19 protein-coding genes are annotated in these 23,033 nt (G+C 32.7%); 16 read left to right on the forward strand and 3 right to left on the reverse strand.

The window, feature by feature from the left end; translation table 11 throughout:
• Nucleotides 1–99: 99 nt before the first annotated feature.
• Nucleotides 100–1,140: a LacI family DNA-binding transcriptional regulator gene (locus WN975_RS01365; RefSeq protein WP_337964868.1), complete on the reverse strand. Its 1,041-nt coding sequence runs from the start codon at nt 1,138–1,140 to the stop codon at nt 100–102.
• Between the two features lie 231 nt (nt 1,141–1,371).
• Here WN975_RS01365 and WN975_RS01370 point away from each other — a divergent pair, with 231 nt between their 5' ends.
• The 8 genes from WN975_RS01370 (at nt 1,372) to yidC (ending at nt 12,313) form a co-directional block, all read left to right on the forward strand.
• Complete coding sequence (locus WN975_RS01370; RefSeq protein ID WP_337964869.1) at nt 1,372–2,457, forward strand: galactokinase family protein; 1,086 nt, start codon at nt 1,372–1,374, stop codon at nt 2,455–2,457.
• Nucleotides 2,458–2,472: 15 nt separating this feature from the next.
• Nucleotides 2,473–3,348, forward strand: a complete 876-nt coding sequence (locus WN975_RS01375; protein ID WP_337964870.1) for a sugar phosphate nucleotidyltransferase — start codon at nt 2,473–2,475, stop codon at nt 3,346–3,348.
• A 184-nt stretch (nt 3,349–3,532) separates the two neighbouring features.
• Nucleotides 3,533–4,906 carry a sugar MFS transporter gene (locus WN975_RS01380; protein ID WP_337964871.1) on the forward strand — a complete coding sequence of 458 codons (1,374 nt, stop codon included), beginning with the start codon at nt 3,533–3,535 and terminating at the stop codon, nt 4,904–4,906.
• A gap of 33 nt (nt 4,907–4,939) precedes the next feature.
• On the forward strand, nt 4,940–6,868 hold the full coding sequence (gene nagB / locus WN975_RS01385; RefSeq protein WP_337964872.1) for a glucosamine-6-phosphate deaminase: 1,929 nt from the start codon (nt 4,940–4,942) through the stop codon (nt 6,866–6,868).
• A gap of 265 nt (nt 6,869–7,133) precedes the next feature.
• Complete coding sequence (locus tag WN975_RS01390) at nt 7,134–7,370, forward strand: DUF3820 family protein (protein ID WP_099711497.1); 237 nt, start codon at nt 7,134–7,136, stop codon at nt 7,368–7,370.
• 653 nt (nt 7,371–8,023) lie between these two features.
• Complete coding sequence (locus WN975_RS01395) at nt 8,024–8,353, forward strand: hypothetical protein (protein WP_337964873.1); 330 nt, start codon at nt 8,024–8,026, stop codon at nt 8,351–8,353.
• Between the two features lie 345 nt (nt 8,354–8,698).
• On the forward strand, nt 8,699–10,315 hold the full coding sequence (locus WN975_RS01400) for a CTP synthase (RefSeq protein ID WP_337964874.1): 1,617 nt from the start codon (nt 8,699–8,701) through the stop codon (nt 10,313–10,315).
• Nucleotides 10,316–10,396: 81 nt separating this feature from the next.
• Nucleotides 10,397–12,313 (forward strand): membrane protein insertase YidC, encoded by a 1,917-nt coding sequence (yidC, locus tag WN975_RS01405; RefSeq protein ID WP_337964875.1) that lies wholly within the window; start codon nt 10,397–10,399, stop codon nt 12,311–12,313.
• Nucleotides 12,314–12,366: 53 nt separating this feature from the next.
• Here yidC and WN975_RS01410 read toward each other — a convergent pair whose 3' ends face one another.
• Nucleotides 12,367–13,344, reverse strand: coding sequence for a fasciclin domain-containing protein (locus WN975_RS01410; RefSeq protein ID WP_337964876.1), 978 nt, complete (start codon nt 13,342–13,344; stop codon nt 12,367–12,369).
• Nucleotides 13,345–13,652: 308 nt separating this feature from the next.
• Between WN975_RS01410 and WN975_RS01415 the strand changes: the two genes are divergently transcribed.
• Together WN975_RS01415 and WN975_RS01420 are read left to right on the forward strand one after the other, a co-directional pair.
• Complete coding sequence (locus WN975_RS01415) at nt 13,653–14,357, forward strand: hypothetical protein (RefSeq protein WP_337964877.1); 705 nt, start codon at nt 13,653–13,655, stop codon at nt 14,355–14,357.
• A 159-nt stretch (nt 14,358–14,516) separates the two neighbouring features.
• The gene (locus WN975_RS01420; RefSeq protein WP_337964878.1) at nt 14,517–15,074 is read left to right on the forward strand and encodes a DUF4956 domain-containing protein; all 558 of its coding nucleotides are present in this window, start codon (nt 14,517–14,519) and stop codon (nt 15,072–15,074) included.
• Between the two features lie 72 nt (nt 15,075–15,146).
• Here WN975_RS01420 and WN975_RS01425 read toward each other — a convergent pair whose 3' ends face one another.
• Nucleotides 15,147–17,024 (reverse strand): PEP/pyruvate-binding domain-containing protein, encoded by a 1,878-nt coding sequence (locus WN975_RS01425; RefSeq protein ID WP_337964879.1) that lies wholly within the window; start codon nt 17,022–17,024, stop codon nt 15,147–15,149.
• 144 nt (nt 17,025–17,168) lie between these two features.
• Between WN975_RS01425 and mnmA the strand changes: the two genes are divergently transcribed.
• The 6 genes from mnmA to WN975_RS01455 all read left to right on the forward strand — a co-directional run bounded on the left by mnmA (nt 17,169) and on the right by WN975_RS01455 (nt 22,719).
• Nucleotides 17,169–18,356 carry a tRNA 2-thiouridine(34) synthase MnmA gene (gene mnmA, locus WN975_RS01430; RefSeq protein WP_337964880.1) on the forward strand — a complete coding sequence of 396 codons (1,188 nt, stop codon included), beginning with the start codon at nt 17,169–17,171 and terminating at the stop codon, nt 18,354–18,356.
• 44 nt (nt 18,357–18,400) lie between these two features.
• A complete protein-coding gene (locus WN975_RS01435) occupies nt 18,401–20,011 on the forward strand; it encodes a S8 family serine peptidase (RefSeq protein ID WP_337964881.1) in 1,611 nt (536 codons plus the stop codon).
• A gap of 12 nt (nt 20,012–20,023) precedes the next feature.
• Entirely contained in the window at nt 20,024–20,968 is a 945-nt protein-coding gene (locus WN975_RS01440; RefSeq protein ID WP_337964882.1) for a nitronate monooxygenase, read from the forward strand.
• A 20-nt stretch (nt 20,969–20,988) separates the two neighbouring features.
• Nucleotides 20,989–21,399 (forward strand): hypothetical protein, encoded by a 411-nt coding sequence (locus tag WN975_RS01445; RefSeq protein WP_099711506.1) that lies wholly within the window; start codon nt 20,989–20,991, stop codon nt 21,397–21,399.
• A gap of 38 nt (nt 21,400–21,437) precedes the next feature.
• Nucleotides 21,438–21,872, forward strand: coding sequence for a hypothetical protein (locus WN975_RS01450; RefSeq protein WP_337964883.1), 435 nt, complete (start codon nt 21,438–21,440; stop codon nt 21,870–21,872).
• Nucleotides 21,873–22,020: 148 nt separating this feature from the next.
• Nucleotides 22,021–22,719, forward strand: coding sequence for a DUF4386 domain-containing protein (locus WN975_RS01455; RefSeq protein ID WP_337964884.1), 699 nt, complete (start codon nt 22,021–22,023; stop codon nt 22,717–22,719).
• Nucleotides 22,720–23,033: the final 314 nt, after the last annotated feature.

A 23,033-nucleotide genomic window follows, 5' to 3' on the forward strand; every position in this document is an offset into this window, starting at 1 on the left:
CGTAGAGGCGCATAGCAGTGCGTCTTTGGTAGTAAAAGTTTTCTCGTAGAGTTACGAAAAAATAATCTGCCAAATCCACCAAATCCGTGGGCAAAACAGTTAAGAAACGTAAAACGTAGCATTCTCGACATTAATAATATCGATAGGTAATAATATTGTTTCCGGAATATCTTTGCGGAATAAAAAATGCTCGACTAAAGTACTAACTCCAAGATAAGCTTGTCTTTTTTGATTTTGGTGAATTAAAAAGTGAACCAATCCCTGATTTAGGAAGTTTACATTTTTTTCGACTAAATCGTAACCTATAATCGCAATTTTTTTGGTTTTTATCGAAGATAGGATAGAGGCGATTTGATAAGCTTTTGATGTTGTGATGAAGATTCCTTTCAAATTTGGATTCTCTTCTACAAAAGCTAAAAATTTAGTTTCAACATTTGGGTGTTTTAGTTTTAGCGTTGTCAGAGAAAAACCGTCAATCTTTTTTTCGTCGAAATAATTTCTAAAACCTTTTTCCTTTTCCTGCATGTGAACCGCATTTTTAAGGCTCTCGTCAATATGTATAATTGCAATTTGACCGTCAGTCAAAATCAGATTCATTAAACTTGCAGCAACGCGTCCGCTTTTGTATAAATCCTGTCCAACAAAACTTTTGATAGATTCGCCTTCGATTTGATTATTAAAAGTATTCACCATAATATTCAATTCGTCATATTGTTTTACGATTTCCAAAGTTTCTTTATGAAATAATGGAGCGATTAAAACAGCATCAGGCGATTTCTTGATAATGTTGTCGTTTGTGCTTAAAAACGATTTAGTGCTTTCCGGATTAAAATAGTGCGTTTCGATAACCACACTATAAGCTTTAAACTCGGTTATTGCTTCCTGAATTCCGTTTACACAAGGAAGCCAGTAAGAATCAATTTCAGGATCCGGAAGTAAAACACAAATTTTATAGACTTTTGTGCTTTTTAAATTTCGGGCAATTAAGTTGGGCTGATAATCAATAACGTTCAAAACTTCATTGATTTTTTCTAAAGCCGTTGGAGATACTTTTCCTCTATTGTGCAAAACGCGGTCAACAGTTCCTTTAGAAACTCCAGCCATTTTTGCTATATCCTTAATTGTGTACTTTTTATCCATATGAGCAAATATAGAAACTTTGATTTAATTATTTAAAAAATTCTGTCAGAATTATTTAGTGTGCTCGAGAACATTTATTTAGTGTGTTCGAGCACATTTTTTGTTTTTTTCTTGTTTTATAAAAATATAATATATAGTTTCGTAGAATCAAAACCAGAAAATTAAAATAAATCGTTAACCAATTAATGTTGTAATAATCTGATTTACAATATTTTATTATAGAATTGTCAAGTGAAAAAAATTACTTCATTAGCCCCGGGTCGGACATGTCTCTTTGGAGATCATCAAGATTATTTAGGATTGCCAGTTATCGCCTGTGCAATTGATAGAAATATAAAACTAACTGCTGAACAAAATGACACCAAAACATTTGTTCTCAATATGATTGATATTGGTGAACTTCGTGTCATTGATATCGACGCAACTTTTGATAAATTAAAGCCAAGAGATTATTTCGCTTCGTCATTGCGTGTTTTGCGCAGATATGGTTGTGTACCAAATGTAGGTTATAATATTACGATTACCGGAGATATTCCAATTAATTCAGGAACATCAAGTTCATCGGCATTATTAATGGCGTGGATTCAGTTTTTGATTTCTGCTTTTGGCGTAAATCAGGAAGTTACATCTGAGTTTATTTCGAAAGTTGGGTACGAATCGGAAGTTTTGGAACACGGAGAACCAGGCGGAATGATGGATCATTTTAGCATTGGCGTTGGAAATGTGGTGTACATTAATACCAAAGAACCTTTTTCGTTTAAAGTAATCAGAACAGATTTGAAAGGATTAATTACCGGAGTTTCTGGTGTTCCAAAAGAAACAATTGGTTTAATTGGCGAAATAAAAGGAAATGCATTAATGTCTATTGGAATTGTGAAGCAAAATTTTCCTGATTTTGATCTCAATACTTCTGAAATTGAAGATATTGACCGATACAGAAATTGTTTGCCGGATAGATTGATTCCGTTTTTTGAAGCAGCGCTAAAAAATTATCATTATACCAAAGAAGCTCTAAAAGAGTTCGAAAAACCAGTTTTAGACCTTAAAAAAATTGGAGATTTAATGAATCAGCATCACGAAGTTTTGCGAGATTTATTGAAAATTACAGTTCCGCGAATTGATGATATGATCAATGCAGCTTTGCGTGCAGGCGCTTATGGTGCTAAAATTGTAGGTTCTGGCGGTGGCGGAAGTATTGTTGTAATTGCCGATCCTAAAAAAGAAGATCAGGTAATTGAAGCGATTTTGAAAGCCGGAGCGCAGGAAGCTTATGCTGTGTCTGTAGATCCGGGCGTGAGAGTTATTGAAAATATTTAAATTTAAAAAATAAGTATGCACAACAATTTAATTATTCTTGCGGGTGGAGCATCTTCCCGTATGAAAAAAGAAGCCGTTCTTGATAATTTATCACCAGAAGAAATCGCTCAGGCAAACGAAAGAAGTAAAGGTTTAATAGGCGTTGGCGGAAGCGGAAGACCATTATTGGATTATCTTTTATTGAATGCCAAAAAAGCCGGATATAAAAACATCTACATTATTATTGGTGAACAAGGAGAACTTTTTAAAGAGTTTTACGGAAGCCAAAATGTCAACAATGATTTTCACGGACTTAATATTTCATTTGCTGTACAATATATTCCCGAAGGTAGAGTAAAACCATTTGGTACTGCCGATGCTTTGTTTCAGGCGGTAGAACAATTTCCGGAGTTGAATTCGCAGCAATATTCGGTTTGCAACAGCGACAATTTATATTCGGCGAAAGCCTTATTGGCACTTAGAGAAACCGATAGTCCAAATGCTTTTATAGCTTATGATCGTGATGCTTTGGAATTTCCTTCTGAGAGAATTTCGCGTTTTGCAATTGCCAAATTGGATAAAAACAATCAGTTATTAGATATTTTAGAAAAACCTTCGGCAGATGTTTTGAATGATTACAAAGACATTGAAGGCAAAATCAGAGTAAGTATGAATGCTTTTAAATTTAACGGAAGTACATTATATACACATCTCAAAAATTGTCCGGTTCATCCTGAAAGAGACGAAAAAGAATTGCCAACCGTACTTTTAAATTCGGTAAAAGAGAATCCAAATACAACTTTAGGAATTCCGTTTTCAGAACACGTTCCGGATCTGACAGCAAAAGAAGATATTGCCGATGTAAAAGCGTATTTACAGCAATATTATCCGGTTTTAGACTGGGAAGAATAAAAAAAAATTAACAAAAATTTGATATCTAATTTACCGGTAAGTACAACTTATTAGACTACTTTTGTTTTAAAATTGCAAAAAAAATGCATTAAAATGTGTTTTAATTGCAATATATTTGCAAAAGAGTTGATGCTATTTTAGATTGAGAAAACCACTAATCTATTAACAATCAACCAAAATTATTATGTCAAACATTGAAAGTGCATTACATATAGACAAGAGGAGTACTATTATTCCGATGATAATCTTAACTGCATTATTTTTTATTCTGGGTTTTGTAACCTGGTTAAACGGACCATTAATTCCATTTTTTCAATTGGCATGTGAGTTGACCTCTTCTCAGGCTTATTTTGTAACTTTTGCTTTTTACATCGCATATTTTGTAATGGCAATTCCGTCATCTTGGGTGATTGAAAAAGTTGGATATAAAAATGGTATTTCTTTAGGATTATTAATCATTGCAGCCGGAGCATTTATGTTTTATCCAGCAGCAGAAAGCAGAACTTTTTTATTGTTTTTAATTGCATTATTTGTAATGGGAACAGGTTTGGCAATTTTGCAGACAGCATCAAATCCTTATGTAGTCGTTATAGGTCCAAGAGAAAGCGCAGCAGCCAGAATTAGTGTTTTGGGAATTGCCAATAAATTAGCAGGATTTGTAGCACCACTGATATTAACAGCTTTGGTTTTGTCTAATATGCAAGAGTTTACAGCCGATAAAATTGCTTTATTGGATTCAGTTTCAAAAACAAATGCTTTAAATTCTCTTGCATTACAATTGCAAAGACCTTATCTTTATATGGGATTGATTATCATGGTTTTGGCTTTATTAGTAAAGCTTTCGCCATTGCCGGAAATCGATTTGGATGAAGACGGAAATGTAACGCATTTAAGTATTTTTAAGCAAATTAGAAATGCATTCAGACGTCCGCAATTGGTTTTAGGCGTAATCACTTTAATGCTTTATTTGGCTGCCGAAGTTTTAGCCGGAGATTCTATTGGAGGTTTCGGAAAAGAACTGGGAGTTTATGGAACAGAAGGGAATTTTTATTTAAAGTTAACTTCCTTTACAATGTCGGCAATGGTTGTGGGTTATATATTAGGAATCACATTAATACCTAAATATGTATCGCAAGTTACAGCCTTGAAGGCATCAGGAGTTTTAGGATTGATTTTAGTATTAGCAATAGTTTTGATTTCGCCAAAAATAATGATTCAGTTGCCTGGAATTCCAAATCTGCCAATTGTAATTCTTTTAGTAGCATTACTTGGTTTGGCAAATGCACTTTGCTGGCCCGCAATTTGGCCAATGGCATTAGAAGATTTAGGAGGTTATACTAAAATTGGAAGCGCAATTTTGATCATGGGAATCATTGGAGGAGCAATTTTTCCTTTGTTTTACGGAATGATCACAGAAAATATAAATGCATCAAATATCGCAAACGGAACCGCAGAAATTTCAAAAAGCGGAAATCAGATTGCCTATTTAATGCTGTTACCATCTTATTTAATGATTCTTTTTTATGCTGTGAAAGGTCATAAATACAGAAGTTGGTAGATTTAACGACAGAAATTAAAAATAGACTATATCATGTTAAAAAGTAAAATCGACAAAGCAACGGGGTTCGAGAAACGATTCGAAAACATCAATACAGTTGTTTTTGAAAATTCAAATGATGCTTCAAAAGCAGTTGCTCAAGAAATTGCAGCTTTAATTCAATCCAAACAAAAAGAAAACAAGCCTTGTATATTAGGTCTTGCAACAGGTTCTTCTCCAAAAGGATTATATGCAGAATTAGTACGTTTGCATAAAGAAGAAGGTTTAAGTTTTAAGAATGTAATTAGTTTTAACTTGGATGAATATTATCCAATGGAGCCAAATTCTATCAACAGTTACGTTCGTTTTATGAAAGAATTGTTGTTTGATCATGTCGATATTTTACCTGAAAATGCTCATGTTCCGGACGGACTTTTGACAAAAGAACAAATCGCTGATTATTGCCACGAATATGAAGCTAAAATCGAAGCTTTGGGCGGAATCGATCTTCAGATTCTAGGAATTGGTGGTAACGGACATATTGGTTTTAATGAGTCAGGATCGTTACAAAATTCAAAAACTCGTTTGGTTGCATTAGATCATATTACGAGAGTTGCGGCAAGTAAAGATTTCTTCGGATTAAGCAATACGCCAAGAACAGCAATCACGCTTGGGGTGAAAAAAATCATGGAAGCCAAACAAGTTATTTTATTGGCTTGGGGAGAAGGAAAAGCGAATATTGTAAAAAAATCAGTCGAAGATGAAGTTACGAATCGTGTACCAGCTTCATTTTTGCAAGAACATAATAATGCTGTTTTTATTTTAGATAAAGAAGCATCTTCAAAACTAACAAGAATCAACAAACCTTGGTTGGTGGAAAAAGTAGTTTGGACAGATAAACTCACTCGTAAAGCAGTTTTAGGATTGGCGCTTCAGCTTAAAAAACCAATTTTAATGCTTACAGATGCAGATTATATCGAACACGGAATGAGTGATTTATTGGCTGATTCAGGTCCTGCATACGACATCAACATTAAAATTTTCAATAAATTACAAAATACAATTACAGGTTGGCCAGGTGGAAAACCAAATTCAGATGATACAAATCGTCCTGAAAGAGCAGAACCTGCAAGAAAACGTGTATTGATTTTTAGCCCACATCCTGATGATGATATCATTAGTATGGGAGGAACTTTTATGCGTTTGCAAGAGCAAGGACATGAAGTGCACGTTGCATATCAAACTTCTGGAAACATCGCTGTAGCGGATGATGAAGCGTTGCGTTTTGCAAGATTCGTAATTGATTACAATGAAAAATTTGGAATCAAAAGTGCTGAAGCAGATGATATTTACCAAAAGGCAGCTACTTTTTTAACGAATAAGAAGAATAGTGAAATTGATATTCCTGAAGTACGTTACATCAAAGGATTAATCAGAAAAGGGGAGGCGAGAGCAACAAGTCATTTTGTTGGTTTGACAGATGATCAGATTCATTTTATGGAATTACCTTTCTATGAAACCGGAACTATTGAGAAAAAACCAATTGGACAAGAAGACATTCAATTGACAATGGATTTAATCGAAAAAATTAAACCACATCAAATATATGCTGCAGGAGATTTAGCAGATCCACACGGAACTCATAAAGTTTGTCTTGACGCTATTTTTGAAGCTGTAAAAGCACTTAAACCAAAATCATTCATGGATGATTGCTGGTTATGGTTGTACCGCGGAGCTTGGCAGGAATGGGGAATTGACGAAGTCGAAATGGCTGTACCAATGAGCCCTGATCAGGTTTTGGCAAAACGTCACGGAATCTTCAAGCACCAATCTCAAAAAGACGGCGTTGTTTTTCAAGGAACAGATGCAAGAGAATTTTGGCAAAGAGCCGAAGACAGAAATGCTGAAACTGCTGCTTTGTACCAACAATTAGGTTTAGCGACATATGCTGCAATGGAAGCTTTCGTGAGATGGCATTACTAAGTTGCTGAGGTTCTGAGTTACTAAGTCGCTAAGGTTTTAGTATTAGAAAATATTCGCCACGAATTCATGGATTTATTAAAATATAATTCGTGAATTCGTGGCGATTTTTTTTAGAATTTCATAATAAACACACAGATTAAAAAATCATTTTAATTCGTATAATCTGTGGCAAAAGAATAAAAATAATAATAGCTTTGCATTCAATAGAAGCAAGAAGAAAGAATGAGTCTATATTCTTTCTTCTTGCTTCTTTTTTCTTCACAACATGGAACCAGACAAAAAACTTCTTATAAAATTAGCTCACACCAAAATGCCTTTCGGGAAATACGAAGGATGGTTTTTAATCGATTTACCCGAATATTACGTTGTTTGGTATCAGAATAAAGGATTTCCTAAGGGAGAATTAGGGCAACAATTAGCGCTTGTATACGAGTTAAAACTAAACGGATTGGAGGAATTAATACGGAATATTAAGAAACAATATCCGAAACCTTTAAAATAGTAAGAAAAATCTTTTGCTATATCGTTTTTTTTATTTAAGTTTGATATATAAAAATATTACAATTCAAAAACAAAGTGATACCACAGAATTCCAGACTGAATTTATAGATGTGTACAAGTCAGTGTTTTAAATTAAAATATTTTTATTTATGTTAGATATAAAAAATATTATAATTTCTAAAAACATATTGACACCACTGAATTCGAGCCTGAATTTGTAAATGTGTACAAGTCAATGTTTTAAAATTATAATATTTTTTTTATTTATGTGATGTTCTAAATCTTTGAACTAGCAGAAAATCTCCATTTAATTTACTATCAATGCAAAAACCTGTAGAGAAACATAAAATATTTTGCATTGATTAATCATTTAACCGCAAAGCACGCTAAGATTTTTATCTAATAGGTATGTTTAAAAATACAAAGTTCGCAAAGCTTTGTATTGATCTAGCTTTGCGAACTTTGTGTTTTTATAAAACCCGATCGATATGCATTAAAATCTTAGCGTGCTTTGCGGTTAAATCCATCCTTAATTCTTATTGCTCCATAAGCTTTCATATTAATCCTTAATTTATTTGTTAATAACTTTGAAGTCTTCTCTATTGTGCGCCTAAGTGTTTTTTTATTTTTGTAGTAAATAACATAAAAAACAACATGCAAAATAATACAAGAAGCTCCAATCTTAGTCAATTTTTCGGTATTATTTCGTTGATATCATCACTTTTAGCCGGATTTTTTCTTGTGATTAGTTGTATTACTTCTATTATAAGCCTCGTAATTGGAATTCCTTTTGGGATATTGGCAATTTTTATGGCAGTTCTCGGTATAATATTTGGAAACATCGGTGTATCTCAGGCAAAAAAAGGTAATAGTTCTTTGTTGGTTCCAAAGACAGGTTTGCTGTTTGGAACTATTGTTGTTTCAGTTATTTTTCTGGGCTTTTTTGTTATTTTAGTTATGATGTCATATGCGATTCTGCGTTAAAAACTGATAAAACCGAAATAATACTTTTAAGTTATTTATTGAGATCATATAATATTGTCCTTCACTAGTTAAAAAGAAGATTTTGATTTTTGAATTATCTTTTCATTCGCAATTTTCCGATATGTTTTCATTTGGTGATTTAGCTTTTATGAAGATGATTTATTAAGATTTAAGAGTATTCCTCAAAAAATAGTCTAATTAAAAGTTAAAATTATCGATTACAAAACCAAGTAATCGATCTAATTAAAAATTTGCAAATTATCTCATAATCTAATTGATAAATTATCTAATTAAATTTGTACTTTTGCCAAGTTTTTTACACAACTACATACAAACAACAACAGAATGAATCAAACAAAATATATTTTTGTTACAGGCGGTGTGACTTCTTCATTAGGAAAAGGAATTATCGCGGCATCTTTAGCAAAATTGTTACAAGGAAGAGGATATCGTACAACTATTCAAAAATTTGATCCGTACATAAATGTAGATCCAGGTACGTTAAATCCGTATGAGCACGGAGAATGTTATGTAACAGATGATGGTGCAGAAACAGATTTAGATTTAGGTCACTACGAGCGTTTTTTGAACGTTCCTACTTCTCAGGCAAATAACGTTACTACAGGAAGAGTTTATCTTTCGGTTATTGAAAAAGAAAGAAGAGGAGAATTTTTAGGAAAAACTGTTCAGGTTGTTCCTCATATTACAAACGAAATCAAAGACAGAATGCAATTGCTGGGTAAATCTGGTGATTATGATATTGTTATTACTGAAATTGGTGGAACCGTTGGTGATATTGAGTCACTACCTTATATTGAGTCTGTTCGTCAGTTGGTTTGGGAATTAGGAGAAAATAACGGAATCGTTATTCATCTAACTTTAGTTCCTTATTTAGCTGCAGCAGGAGAGTTAAAAACAAAACCTACTCAGCACTCTGTAAAAACTTTGATGGAAAGTGGTATCAAAGCAGATATTTTGGTTTGTAGAACTGAGCATGAACTTTCTGATGAATTGCGTAATAAATTAGCGTTGTTTTGCAACGTAAAAAGAGAAGCCGTAATTCAGTCAATTGATGCTTCAACAATATATGAAGTTCCAAATTTAATGCTTGAAGAAGGATTAGATGTTGTAGCTTTAAAGAAATTAGATTTACCTAAAAAAGCAGCTCCGGATTTAAAAAACTGGAATACTTTTTTACGAAGATTAAAAAATCCAAAGCATACCGTAAATATTGGTTTGATTGGTAAATATGTAGAAATGCAGGATTGTTACAAATCTATTTTAGAGGCGTTTATTCATGCAGGAGCTTCAAATGAAACTAAAGTAAACGTAATTTCAATACATTCAGAACACATTAATATTGATAATGTTGCTGAAAAATTAGGACCTCTTGACGGAGTTTTAGTTGCTCCTGGTTTTGGAGAAAGAGGTATCGAAGGAAAAATCGAAGCAGTTCGTTATGCACGTGAAAATAATATTCCGTTCTTCGGAATTTGTTTAGGAATGCAAATGTCTGTTATCGAATATTCAAGAAATATTTTAGGTTATACTGATGCCAATTCTACAGAGATGAATGAGAAAACTCCTCATCCAGTAGTAAATTTAATGGAAGAGCAAAAAACAATTACTGATAAAGGTGGAACAATGCGTCTTGGTGCTTGGAAATGTGATATTAAACCAAACACTTTAGCACACAAAATCTACGGACAAACGACTATTTCAGAGCGTCACCGTCACCGTTATGAGTACAACAATAAATATGCTGATGAATTACAAAAGGCAGGTTTAAAAGCTTCTGGAGTAAATCCTGATACAGGTTTAGTCGAAATTGTAGAGCTTGAGAATCACCCGTTTTTCATTGGTGTTCAATACCATCCGGAATACAAAAGTACAGTGGCAAACCCACATCCAATTTTTGTAAACTTTGTGGCTGCTGCGGTAAATGCACATAAAAAACAATAATTAATATTCTGAAAAGGATGTAACTTTTGAGTTAAACTCATTACTAATAGTCTTTAACGAATAACCCTTTTTTAAATTATAATGGAAGAAAAAAAATTTGATCTTAATTCAATCATTGGTTTTGTATTGATATTTGGAATTTTGATTTGGATTATGTACCAAAATCAACCTTCTGATAAGGAGATTGCTGCTGAAAAAGCCAAGAAAGAATTAGTTGCTAAGCAAGAAGCACAAGCAAAAGCTGATAAAACTAAAACAGCTGTTTTACCAGTTGCTGCAGCTACTACTCCTGGTGACACAGTTCAATTAGCGCAATTACAAAAAACATTAGGTGGTTTTGCTTATTCAGCTACACTTCCTTCTGCAAAAGAAGGTTTTACAACTATTGAAAACGAAAAGATTAAGCTAAAAATAGCTAATAAAGGTGGTTATATAGTTGAAGCTACGTTGAAAGAATTCAAAAGATTTGAGAAAAATTCAGGACAATTAGTAGAATTGATTAAAGACAATAATGCTAATTTAAATATTCAGTTGCAAACTACAGATAACAGAACTTTAAACACTAAAGATTTGTTTTTTGAGCCAACATTGACAAAAAATGGTGCAGACCAAATTTTGACAATGCGTTTGAAAGCTGGAGCTAATGAATTCTTAGAGTACAAATATATCTTGAAACCAAACGATTATTTAGTTGGTTTTGATGTTCGTTCTCAAGGATTGAATAAAGTTTTAAATTCTTCAAAACCATTAGATTTAGTTTGGGATTTGAAAACATATAGAAACGAAAAAAGTGTTTCTTATGAAAACCGTTATGCTCAAATTGAGTATGAATATGGAGATGAAAAATACAGTTCTGTAAGTCCAAATGGTACAGGAAAAGAAGAAACTCCAGAAAAAGTAAGTTATGTAGCTTTCAAACAGCACTTCTTTACAACTATTTTATCTACAGATAAAGCATTTGAAAAATCAAGATTGCAATCTGATAATTTAGTTAAAGATGAAAAAGTTGATACTATTTTCACAAAACAATTTAAAGCAACAGTTCCTTTAGCTTTTTCTAATGGAGAAGTTGATTATAAAATGAGCTGGTATTTTGGACCGGCAGATTATAAAATCTTAAAATCTTACGATAAAAATTTCGAAAAAATTATTCCATTAGGTTGGGGAATTTTTGGATGGATCAACAAATGGATTTTCATTCCGTTATTCGGATTCTTAAGTTCAACAATTGGACTTTCATTAGGAATTGCGATTATCATCTTTACAATTATCATCAAATTGGCAATGTCGCCAATTACATATAAGTCTTTCTTGTCTCAGGCAAAAATGAAAGTTTTACGTCCTGAAATTACAGAATTGGGAGAAAAGTTCAAAAAAGACCCAATGAAGAAACAACAAGAAACGATGAAGTTGTACAACAAAGCAGGAGTAAACCCAATGGCAGGATGTATTCCGGCATTGATTCAGCTTCCGTTTATGTATGCGTCATTCCAGTTCTTCCCATCAGCTTTTGAGTTAAGACAAAAAGGTTTCCTTTGGGCAGACGATTTATCATCATTTGATGCAGTTGTAAAATTACCATTCCACATTCCGTTATATGGAGATCATATCAGTTTGTTCCCAATTTTGGCAGCAGTTGCGATTTTCTTCTATATGAAAATGACTTCTGGAGATCAGCAAATGGCTGCGCCTCAACAAGAAGGTATGCCGGATATGGCAAAAATGATGAAAATCATGATTTATGTTTCGCCATTAATGATGTTAATTTTCTTCAATAGTTATGGTGCAGGTTTGAGTTTGTATAACTTTATTTCGAACTTAATTACTATTGGAATTATGTTCGTAATCAAAAATTATATTGTTGATACAGATAAAATTCACGCTCAAATTCAAGAGAACAAATTAAAAGAACCTAAAAAACAAAGCAAGTTTCAACAACGTCTTCAAGAAGTAATGGAGCAACAAGAAGCTGCAAAAGGTCAGAATAAAAAGAAATAATTTTTATATTGTAATAGAAAACCGCTGTTGTAAAACAGCGGTTTTTTTTATGCTTAAAATTTAGGTAACAAAACTTTGTCAATGACATGAATGACTCCGTTTGAGCATTGAACATCTGTAGCAATTATAGTACTGACTCTTCCATTTGTATCTGTAATTTTTGCTCCTCCAGTCAAGCCAATTGTAAAATTTTGCCCGGCAAAAGTGCTTACTACTTGTCCGTTTGTTAAAGAAGTCGAAAGGACATTAGCGCCGGCAACCACATGATATTTTAGAGTTGTTTCTAATACATTTGCAGGAATAGCAGCAAGTCCAGAATATCCTGTTTCGGTTAAAAAACTTGCGAAAGCAGTATTTGTTGGAGCAAAAACAGTGAAGGGTGAGCTAGCTGTTCCTGATAATATTCCCGCAAATCCAGAGGATGGATTGTAAGTCAAAGCGGCTACAAGAGTAGTGAAATTTTTGTTGGCAATTGCGTGATTTACAATTGTAGGCAAACCGATGACGCCATCAACAACATGAATTATTCCGTTTGAAGCTTCAATATCGGCCGTTGTTACTGTTGCTCCGCCATTTGTTTTTCCACCATTAATATCTACACCTGTTCCTTTTTCAAGATACATGCTTAAGGTATTTATAGTTGACGCACTTCCTTTTGCCATTGTTTTTACATAACCTGTAGAAATTTCAGTTGATTTTACTTTAGTACTTAATACGTGATTTAATAATATTTCCTTGAGTAAAGGAACAGGAACTGCATTGAGATCTGCGTAACCATTTGCGGTTAAAAAAGCGCTAAAAGCAGCATTTGTTGGCGCAAAAACGGTAAACGAACCGGAAGATTTCAACGTCGTGACTAAATCTGCTTTTTCTAAAGCAGCTACCAGAGAGCTTAGATTTGGATTTGCTTGCGCAAGTGATACAATTGTTTGGGGAGTTTGACCTGAATTATCATCATCATTGTTGCAGGAAACGGTGACGAAAGAAATTAACGCTAAAAGAGCAATTAACTTGGTTTTAATTGTTTTCATAATATTGATTTTTTCGTTTGTACTGCTAAATTATTAATTTTGTTTAACAAATTTTATAAAATATTAAACAAAAATTAAATTTAAGACACATTTAACTCTTTTGTTTAATGTTTTTAAGTTGTTGATTTTTAAGTTTTTGTGTTATTTTTATAGTATTTAGGTTACTTTTTGTTTTTAAAGTGATTTATGAAAAATTAAACAAAAATTAAAGTAATTTTTAAGACTTTAAAAATCAGCAGAAAAGTAAAAATGGTTATACTTTTGCAATACTAAAACTCATTTTTTAGTGTTATAAAGAAAAACAGTTTATGAAAAAAATTTGGATTTTATTTCTAATAAGTACAGCAGCTTTTTCTCAGGAGTTTAATAAACTAGATACCAGCGGAAAGAAAGATGGTGTATGGAAAGGAGTTTATGAAGTTTCTAAACGTCCTCGTTACGAAGGAACTTTTAACCACGGAAAAGAAACAGGCATATTTAAGTATTTTGATGATACCAAAAAAGGTGATGTTTTAGCCACTCGTGATTTTAGTGCGAATGACGGAAGCGCTTACAATATTTTCTATGATCAGAATAAAAATAAAGTTAGTGAAGGTAAAGTAATCGGTAGAAATAATGAAGGAGAATGGAAATATTACCATAAAGCTTCTAAAGTCGTTATGACACTTGAGAACTACAAAAATGGAAAACTTGAAGGTTCAAGAACGATTTATTATCCTGATTCAAAAGTTGCTGAAGAAATGACCTATAAAAACGGACTTAGAGAAGGTATTTATAAAAAATTCGGGCAAAATGGAATTCTTCTTGAACAAACTACTTATGCAAATGATCAATATAATGGCGATGCTATTTTTTATGATTCAGAAGGAACTATTGCTTCTAAAGGAAAATTCCTGAACGGGAAAAAAGTTGGAAAATGGCAGTTTTACTTAAAAGGTAAATTGACCAAAGAAGTTAATATGAGCGATCCAAAAAGCAATTATCAAGCTGATTCTAAACCTAAAAAAGAATAGATTAATATAATAGTCTGCTTAAGCGGACTTTTTTTTGCCACGACCCGAGCGATAGCGAACAGGCGAAGCAATTCACGAATTTAAACTTTAAAAATTCGTGAATTCGTGGCTAATTTTTTCGTTAAATGTTTAAATTTGATTTACTAATACTTCAGGTAAATGGATTTAAACGAACTTTCAGGAAGATTTCTATTGTTGTTTTTCTCAATTTTGATTTTGTATTTTTTCTCCAATAGAAAAGATAATGAAACGATAAACCCTTTGATGGTTATTGTTGGTCTTTGCACTTTTTCACTTTGTTATTTGTTTACAAAAATTGAAATTGGCGTTGGAATTGGGTTTGGATTATTTGCTATTTTCTCCATTTTAAGATTCAGAACACAGTCTTTTACTGTAAATGCAATTATCTTTTTGTTTGCTACAATTACGCTTTCTATTTTGGATATTATGTATCCGTATGAGAAAATAGAAGTACTTCTGTTTTTTCAGGTTATCATTATCGGATTTTATATTATAGCGTCGGTAATAGTCAATAAAAAAGCTTCTAAATATTTGAATATAGTAGAAGTGAAAATCGCTTTAGAAAGTGATTTTTCTTTAGACAATCAAACAATACGAAAGTCTGTTCAGCAAAAAATGAATATTGATGATTTCGATTTTAAAATTGTGAATATAAATACGGTTTCAAACGAAATTGATCTTCAGGTATTCTACTGATTATTCATGTAAATGAAGAGGTAAAATGTGCCTAACAGCACAAATTAGAGACTTTCAATCATTGGATTGCTATTATTCATTAAAAGGGCGAACTTGTTTAATATACAAATCCCTGTTTTCTCCAACAATTTTAAACTCAATATCTACCGGATGATATCTGTTTTTTTTCCAATAACGATACATTTTTTCTTCGATTTTTGAACTCACAAGAAATAACCGACTCATTTCTTTTCGGCTTAATAAAGGTTCATTATTGTTTAAATTGGAATTTGAAGTATAATCTACATCAAAATCAGTGTCGTCTTTTCCGGAATTAAAATGATAAGCGACAAATTGTTCGCATATTTCTCCTTTTTCTGGTTTTACAACGGAGTTTTCGCCTTTCTGAACATTAACAGTTATACCCGGGAAATTTTCCCGGAACATATTTTTTGTAATTATAACGCCATTTGCAAGTTCATCGGGAAAAGAACGATGAACCAAAACTCCCATTGCAATATTATGCTGGTCAATGCCAAAAAGTTCTCTTTCGTTATAAGAAGCTTCATTCCAGACGCTTGCCCAAACTTGTTTAATTGCTTTTTCAAATGTTTTAATGCTGTCGCCAAGAATCCCGGTTTTAGAATCATATAATCCGGCGCCATTAAAATCATCTAAATCTTCTGCATTTGTAGAAGATCTGAATCTGAAGTTTTTAAACTTAGCATTTTTAAAGGTTGCATTCAGTTTTGCAATTAATTCAGGATCTACAGGTTCTTTCTTAATTGCATCACGAATTTTTTTCAATTGATGATAAATCCAAACTGTAGAATCTTTATGCGGATATTCTAAAAGTTCGGTAATTAATGGCGAAATAGATTTTTTCTGAATGTGTTTGGTATAAAAATAAAACGGAATTGCATGTGCATCTTCTGGAGTTTTAAACGCAGTTTCTTTTGAGATAGCGATTAAATAAGCCATGTTTTGAGCTTTAGAACCAATGTAATTTATTCCCTTTTTAGGAATTGTGGCTAAATCTACTAAATCAGTAACACTATTATCTATGATTAGTTTTTTCTTTTTGGTAGAAGCTTTTGGTTCTATTTTTTTAGTAGTTTCTTTGATATAAAAAGTATCAATTTCAATTTTTAATTCTACTTTTTTCGAAAGTAATCTTTTGATATTATTATCCTGTAAAGCTGTTGTGTAAGCCATTATCGGAATTTTTCTGTTCTTGCCCAAAAGCACTAAATGACTTAAAGGCGTTTGTAATTCGTTTACAATAATTCCTCTTACATTAGGTAAAATATCCGGTGTTCCGTCCAGAACGATAATTTCGTCAGGATTAGGTTTTGTCTTTTCTAAGTCTTTGATTTTGTATTGTTTTAAAATGCCAATATTTGTTCCCGCAACAACTTCCTGATATTTGATTTCGTTAAAAATATAATCTGATTTTACGCAAGGAATCTTGAATTTTTGTTGCTGAAACCATTCCATTTGAGTCGGATTGTTCAGGTAGAATTTCAAATTTGAACCAATAAAAGTCGATTTTACGATTAAATTATAAAAGCGTTCAATAGATTCAATTGGCATATGATCTGAAGCCGCTAATTCGAAAATCCATTTCTCAGTTCCTTTGATATGATTAAGATTTCCCAGAAAAAAATCTCTGTCTTTCATCGTATCACTATAATTCTCATTATTAAAAACTTCTAAATCTTGGCTATATCCTAAATAATTGGTAACAAAGTCATAATGCAAAAGAATGAGGCTACTATTGAAGTAGTACATTTTTTGTTTTTTTAGATCATAGATGACTTTTACAGATTCTATATTCGAAAATTTATCTGATAAAGGTTTGCCTCTAAATGCTTTGTATGCGTCATAATTTGACAATGACGCAGAATATCTTTGAGCACTTAAAGTAACTGCAATGAATAGAAAAAACAGACTGTAAATGTATTTTTGCATGACGTTTTTATTGATAATTAAAAGTAATTAAAAAAAAACAATAAGTTTTATCTACCGTGGCATTATATAAACTAATCAAAACTACCCTAATAATCTATAATTTGAGTTATCTTTGCACCCTTGTAAAAATATAAACGATTTAGAATGAAACGTGTAGTTGTTGGACTTTCTGGTGGAGTAGATTCTAGTGTTGCTGCTTATTTATTGCAACAACAAGGATACGAAGTTATTGGGCTTTTTATGAAAAATTGGCACGATGATTCAGTTACTATTTCTAACGAATGTCCTTGGTTAGAGGATAGTAATGACGCTTTATTAGTTGCTGAAAAACTTGGAATACCGTTTCAAACTGTCGATTTAAGCGAAGAATACAAAGAAAAAATCGTTGATTATATGTTCAACGAATACGAAAAAGGAAGAACTCCAAATCCTGACGTGCTTTGTAATCGCGAAATCAAATTTGATGTTTTCATGAAAATTGCCTTAAGTCTTGGTGCTGATTATGTGGCAACAGGACATTATTGTCAAAAAAGTGAAATTGAAGTTGATGGAAAACCTGTTTACCAATTAATTGCCGGAGCGGACAATAATAAAGATCAATCGTATTTTTTATGTCAATTATCGCAAGAGCAATTGGCTAAATCATTGTTTCCAATTGGTGCTTTGACGAAACCTGAAGTACGCGAAATTGCTGCTGAAATGGATTTAGTAACGGCTGAAAAGAAAGATTCTCAAGGATTATGTTTCATCGGGAAAGTTCGTTTACCGGAATTTCTGCAACAAAAATTACAGCCTAAAGAAGGTAAAATTGTTCAGATTGATAAAAACGATCCAATTTATACTATCGAAAAACCAACAGGTTTATCATTAGAAGAAGAGTTGAAATTAGAAGCTAAAAAGCGTGATTATCTTCCAACAATGGGAAAAGTGGTTGGAAAACATCAAGGTGCTCATTATTTTACAATCGGACAAAGAAAAGGTTTGAATGTAGGCGGAACGACAGATCCGTTGTTTATCATCGCTACAGATGTTGAAACCAATACTATTTATACAGGTTTAACAAGTCTGCATCCTGGATTATTCAAAAAAGCTTTATTTATTGAAAAATCTGAAGTACACTGGATTCGTACTGATTTGGCTTTAAAAGTTGGAGAAAAAATGGAAATTATGGCGAGAATTCGTTATCGTCAGCCTTTACAGAAAGCAACTTTACACCAATTTGAAGACGGAATGTATGTTGAATTTGAAGAAGGACAATCTGCAATTACAGAAGGTCAGTTTGTAGCTTGGTATTTCGATAATGAATTAGTTGGTTCGGGAGTAATTTCATAGCTTTATACTTTTTTACAAAGGATTTCCTTCTAAAAAAGTAAACTATGAAACACTACTACATTACATTTCTTTTATTGGTTTTTAGTACAGTTGCGTTTTCACAAGAAGATGCCTGGGTCTATTTTAAAAATAAACCAAATTTTCAGCATTTTTTAGACAATCCGTCTGAAATGCTTTCTGCGCGCGCTTTAGAACGCAGAACCAATCAGAATATTGCTCTTGATGTTACTGATGTTCCTGTTGAAGAAACTTACATTACTCAGGTAAAAGGCGCCACAGGAATTGTTGTAATGGCACAATCCAAATGGATGAACGCGCTTCATATTCGAGGAACTCAAACCGATATTGTGGCTTTAAAAACGCTCTCATTTGTTGATAAAGTAGTTTTTGCTAATAAAACTTTGAACACAACAGGCAAAAAAGTTTCGGAAAATAAAATTGCAAAGACAAAAGACAAACTCAATACTGCGATTGATTATGCTTACGGAAATTCAGCAAATCAAATTCAAATGCTTAACGGACAAGTTTTGCATCAGCAAAATTATACGGGATCAGGCAAGATAATTGCCGTTATTGATGCAGGTTTTCCGGGTGTAAATACAGCTCAGCCGTTTCAAAAACTGATTACTAATAATCAGATTTTAGGCGGATATGATTTTGTAAACAGAAACGATAACTTTTATACTGGCGATGATCACGGTACAAAGGTGCTTTCGACGATTGGCGGTTACAAAGAAAACGCTTTGGTAGGAACTGCTCCAAATGCTTCATTCTATTTATTTATTACAGAAAATGATGCCAGCGAAAATCCTGTTGAAGAATCACTTTGGGTAGAAGCTGCAGAAAAAGCTGATTATTTAGGAGTTGATATAATTACAACTTCACTGGGATATTTTGCGTTTGATAATGCTAATTATAGCCATACATATAATGACATGAACGGTGTTACAAACTTTATTTCTCGTGGAGCCGAAATCGCTTTTAGCAAAGGGATTGTTGTAGTTGCTTCGGCAGGAAATGAGGGAAGTACGGGAGAACCGCACATTGGCGCACCGGCTGATGCAGTTTCGGTTATAACGGTTGGTTCTGTTAACGCTGTAAAAGTAAAAGCGGGTTCAAGTTCTATTGGGCCAAGTTTTGATAATCGAATAAAACCCGATGTTATGGCGCAAGGTGCTGCAGCAGTTGTTTCTGATCCAACCGGAACCATTGGTACTGCAAACGGAACTTCATTTTCTTGCCCAATTATGGCAGGAATGATTGCGTGTTTATGGCAGGCTTTTCCAACAAAAACAAACAAAGAAATTCGACAAATGCTATTGGAATATTCTGATCGATATTCGGCGCCAAATAATAATTATGGTTATGGAATTCCAAATTTTGGAGCAACTTTGGGAGTTGAAGATTTTCAAAATGCGCTTTCAACGTTTTCGGTATATCCAAATCCTGCAGAAACTGTAGTTTCGTTTTCTTTTTCACAGGAAAATTATAACGCTTCGGTTAAAATTTATTCGGTTTTAGGACAAAAAGTAATCGAAAAACAAATAACAAATCAAGATCCATTTCTTTCTGTAGCATCTTTACAAAGCGGACTTTATTTTTATGCTTTTGATGTTGATGGTTTGCATAAAACAGGAAAGATAATTAAACAATAACAGCATTTTTGAATGAATAAAATTACGCAGCTTTTCAATATTAAATATCCAATTATTCAGGGAGGAATGATTTGGAATAGTGGTTATAAATTAGCTTCAGCAGTAAGTAATGCTGGAGGTTTGGGGCTTATTGGTGCAGGTTCAATGTATCCTGAAGTTTTGAGAGAACATATTCAGAAATGCAAAAAAGCAACTGATAAACCTTTTGGAGTTAATATTCCGATGTTATATCCAAATATTGAAGAAATCATGAATATTGTGGTTGAAGAAGGCGTTAAAATCGTTTTTACTTCGGCAGGAAATCCTAAAACCTGGACTTCTTTTTTAAAGGAAAAAGGAATTACAGTTGTACACGTTGTGAGTAGTAGTATTTTTGCTCTAAAAGCTCAGGAAGCAGGAGTTGATGCAATTGTTGCAGAAGGTTTTGAAGCTGGAGGACATAATGGACGTGATGAAACTACAACACTGACTTTGATTCCGATGGTGAAAGAAAAGATTCAGATTCCGATTATTGCTGCTGGCGGAATTGCCACAGGAAGAGGAATGTTGGCTACGATGATTTTGGGCGCTGATGGTGTTCAGGTTGGAAGTCGTTTTGCAGCATCGATAGAATCGTCTTCGCATGATAATTTCAAACAAACTATTGTGAATGTCAAAGAAGGTGATACGCAATTGACATTGAAAGAATTGGCGCCTGTTCGATTGATTAAAAATAAGTTTTATCAGGATGTTCAAAATCTATATGAAAGATGTCCTTCAAAAGAAGAATTGACTGAACTTTTGGGCAGAGCAAGAGCTAAAAAAGGAATGTTTGAAGGCGATCTTGAAGAAGGTGAACTTGAAATTGGTCAAATAGCCGGAATTATCCATGAAATTTTGCCAGTAGAACAAATTATTAAACAAATGATGGCCGATTTTGAAATTGCTTCCAAAGAAAAGGCTAAATTTGAGTTTTAATTACCTGCAAGAATATTATTATGAATACTATACGCATCTCTTTTTTGTTTCTTTTTTTGGCTTTTGGATTGCAACAGGTTCAAGGTCAGTCTTATCAATTTAAAACATCGGGATTTAGTGTTTTAGAAAAAAATGAAAAAGGAAAATGGGGCGAATGGTCCAATCTGGATTTGGTTAATCTATCTGTTATTTTAGACACCAATAAACACCGGATTGTAGTTTATTCGATGGAAATCCAACTTTTTAATATTGAAGATTATATCGAAAGAGAAGAAAATGATACTGATATCGTATACTCTTTTATGTGTAAAGATAATGACGGGAAAAATTGTAAACTCTCTATTATAACCCGCAAAAAGCAAGATTACCGCAAGCAACTTTATATCAACTACGACGATCATATTATTGTTTATAATATTTTTAGTGTGTAGTTATTAGATTAAACAATTTCAAAATACGAATAAAAAATATGAATGACTTAACTGTTAAGGAAGATCTTGACGAAACTAATGAATTTATTGAGTTTGAAAAACAAAAGATTTATTCAGCGAAAGCAATTTGGGGATTCTCAATAGTTTTTGCGCCAATTTTTGGAGGCGTTTTATTAATGCAAAATCTAAGAGACACTGATAGAAAAAAAGAAGCAAATCTTGTTTTATTAGTTTCTATACTATTAACATTGTTTACAATTCTAGTGGTGAATTTGTCACCAATTAAAACCTCAAGTTTTACATTTATTTGTAATATAATTGGAGGTGGGGTTTTATCGTATTATTTTCAAAAGAAGTATTTTCCTGATGAAGATAAATTCGAAAAGAAAACAATATGGAAAGCTTTAATTATTTCGATACTAATAATTATTCCTTTCGTATTTGCATTGATTTATTCGATGCAAGGATCTTAAATTATATTCAAAGTATATCTATATGCAACCCGACAAGTTTCTAAAACCTGTCGGGTTTGTTATTTAAAAAGTCTTCACTATTTAAGTATAATTTCGAAATATAAAATAAATACTATCTTAGATCTTCAGTAAACCAATAACTTAAGATATGAGTCAGGAGCAAATCAACTTAAAAAGAACGGCCCGAATTGCAGGTTTTATTTATTTACTTATTGCCTTAACGGGTGTTTTTGGAATCATGTATGTGCCGATGCAATTGATCGATTCCAGTAATTTGCCGTTAACAATGCGAACTATTTTACGTCACGAATTTCTTTTTCGTGCCGGTATTATGAGCAATTTGGTTTGTCAGACTTTATTTGTGTTTTTAGTTTTGCAGCTTTACAAATTGTTTCAGCAAGTGAGTAAACATTTGTCCAGAACTATGTTTGCATTAGTAATTGTTGGAGTTCCAATTGCGTTCGTAATTATTTTTAATCACTTGTTTGCTTTATTGTTATTAAAAGAAAATTTCATGAGAAGTTTTCCGCCAGCTCAATTGCAATTGTTAGTAATGGCATTTCTAAAAATGTACAACTACGGAAATGTCGTTATTGGTATCTTTTGGGGACTTTGGTTAATTCCTTTTGGACAATTAGTCTATAGATCAGGATTTATGCCTAAAATTTTAGGAATATTATTAATTATCGGTGGATCTGCTTATGTAATTGATGCATTTGCATTTGTGTTATTCCCAAGTTATCATTTTTCTGTAACAGGAATTATTGTTGGTTTGACATCTTCTGTTGCCGAGTTTGCAATGGTTTTTTGGTTATTGATTAAAGGAGTTCGGAAAGTTGCTGATTAAAGCGGTGGAAAGACTTAAATAAGGAAGAAAGAAGAAAGAGGCAAGAATCTAAAATACACGTAGAACCCGTTTTGTCCACGAATTTTGGAGTAAAATGGGTTCTGTTTTTTATAAATCCGTACCGCAATAGCTTGTAAATATTCGGTGTAAAAATATTTTTTGAAATACAGATTTATTTTAAAGTACTGAACTAAAATAAACTATATTTGAAGTGTTAAATTAATTTATATTCGACCACTTTTTAGTTAAAAAGTATTGTTGAAATTATGGATTAATTAAAAATATCAGTAAATCAAGAAAAAAAACTAACCAGT

It is taken from the genome of uncultured Flavobacterium sp. (genome assembly GCF_951805225.1).
Lineage (GTDB): Bacteria > Bacteroidota > Bacteroidia > Flavobacteriales > Flavobacteriaceae > Flavobacterium.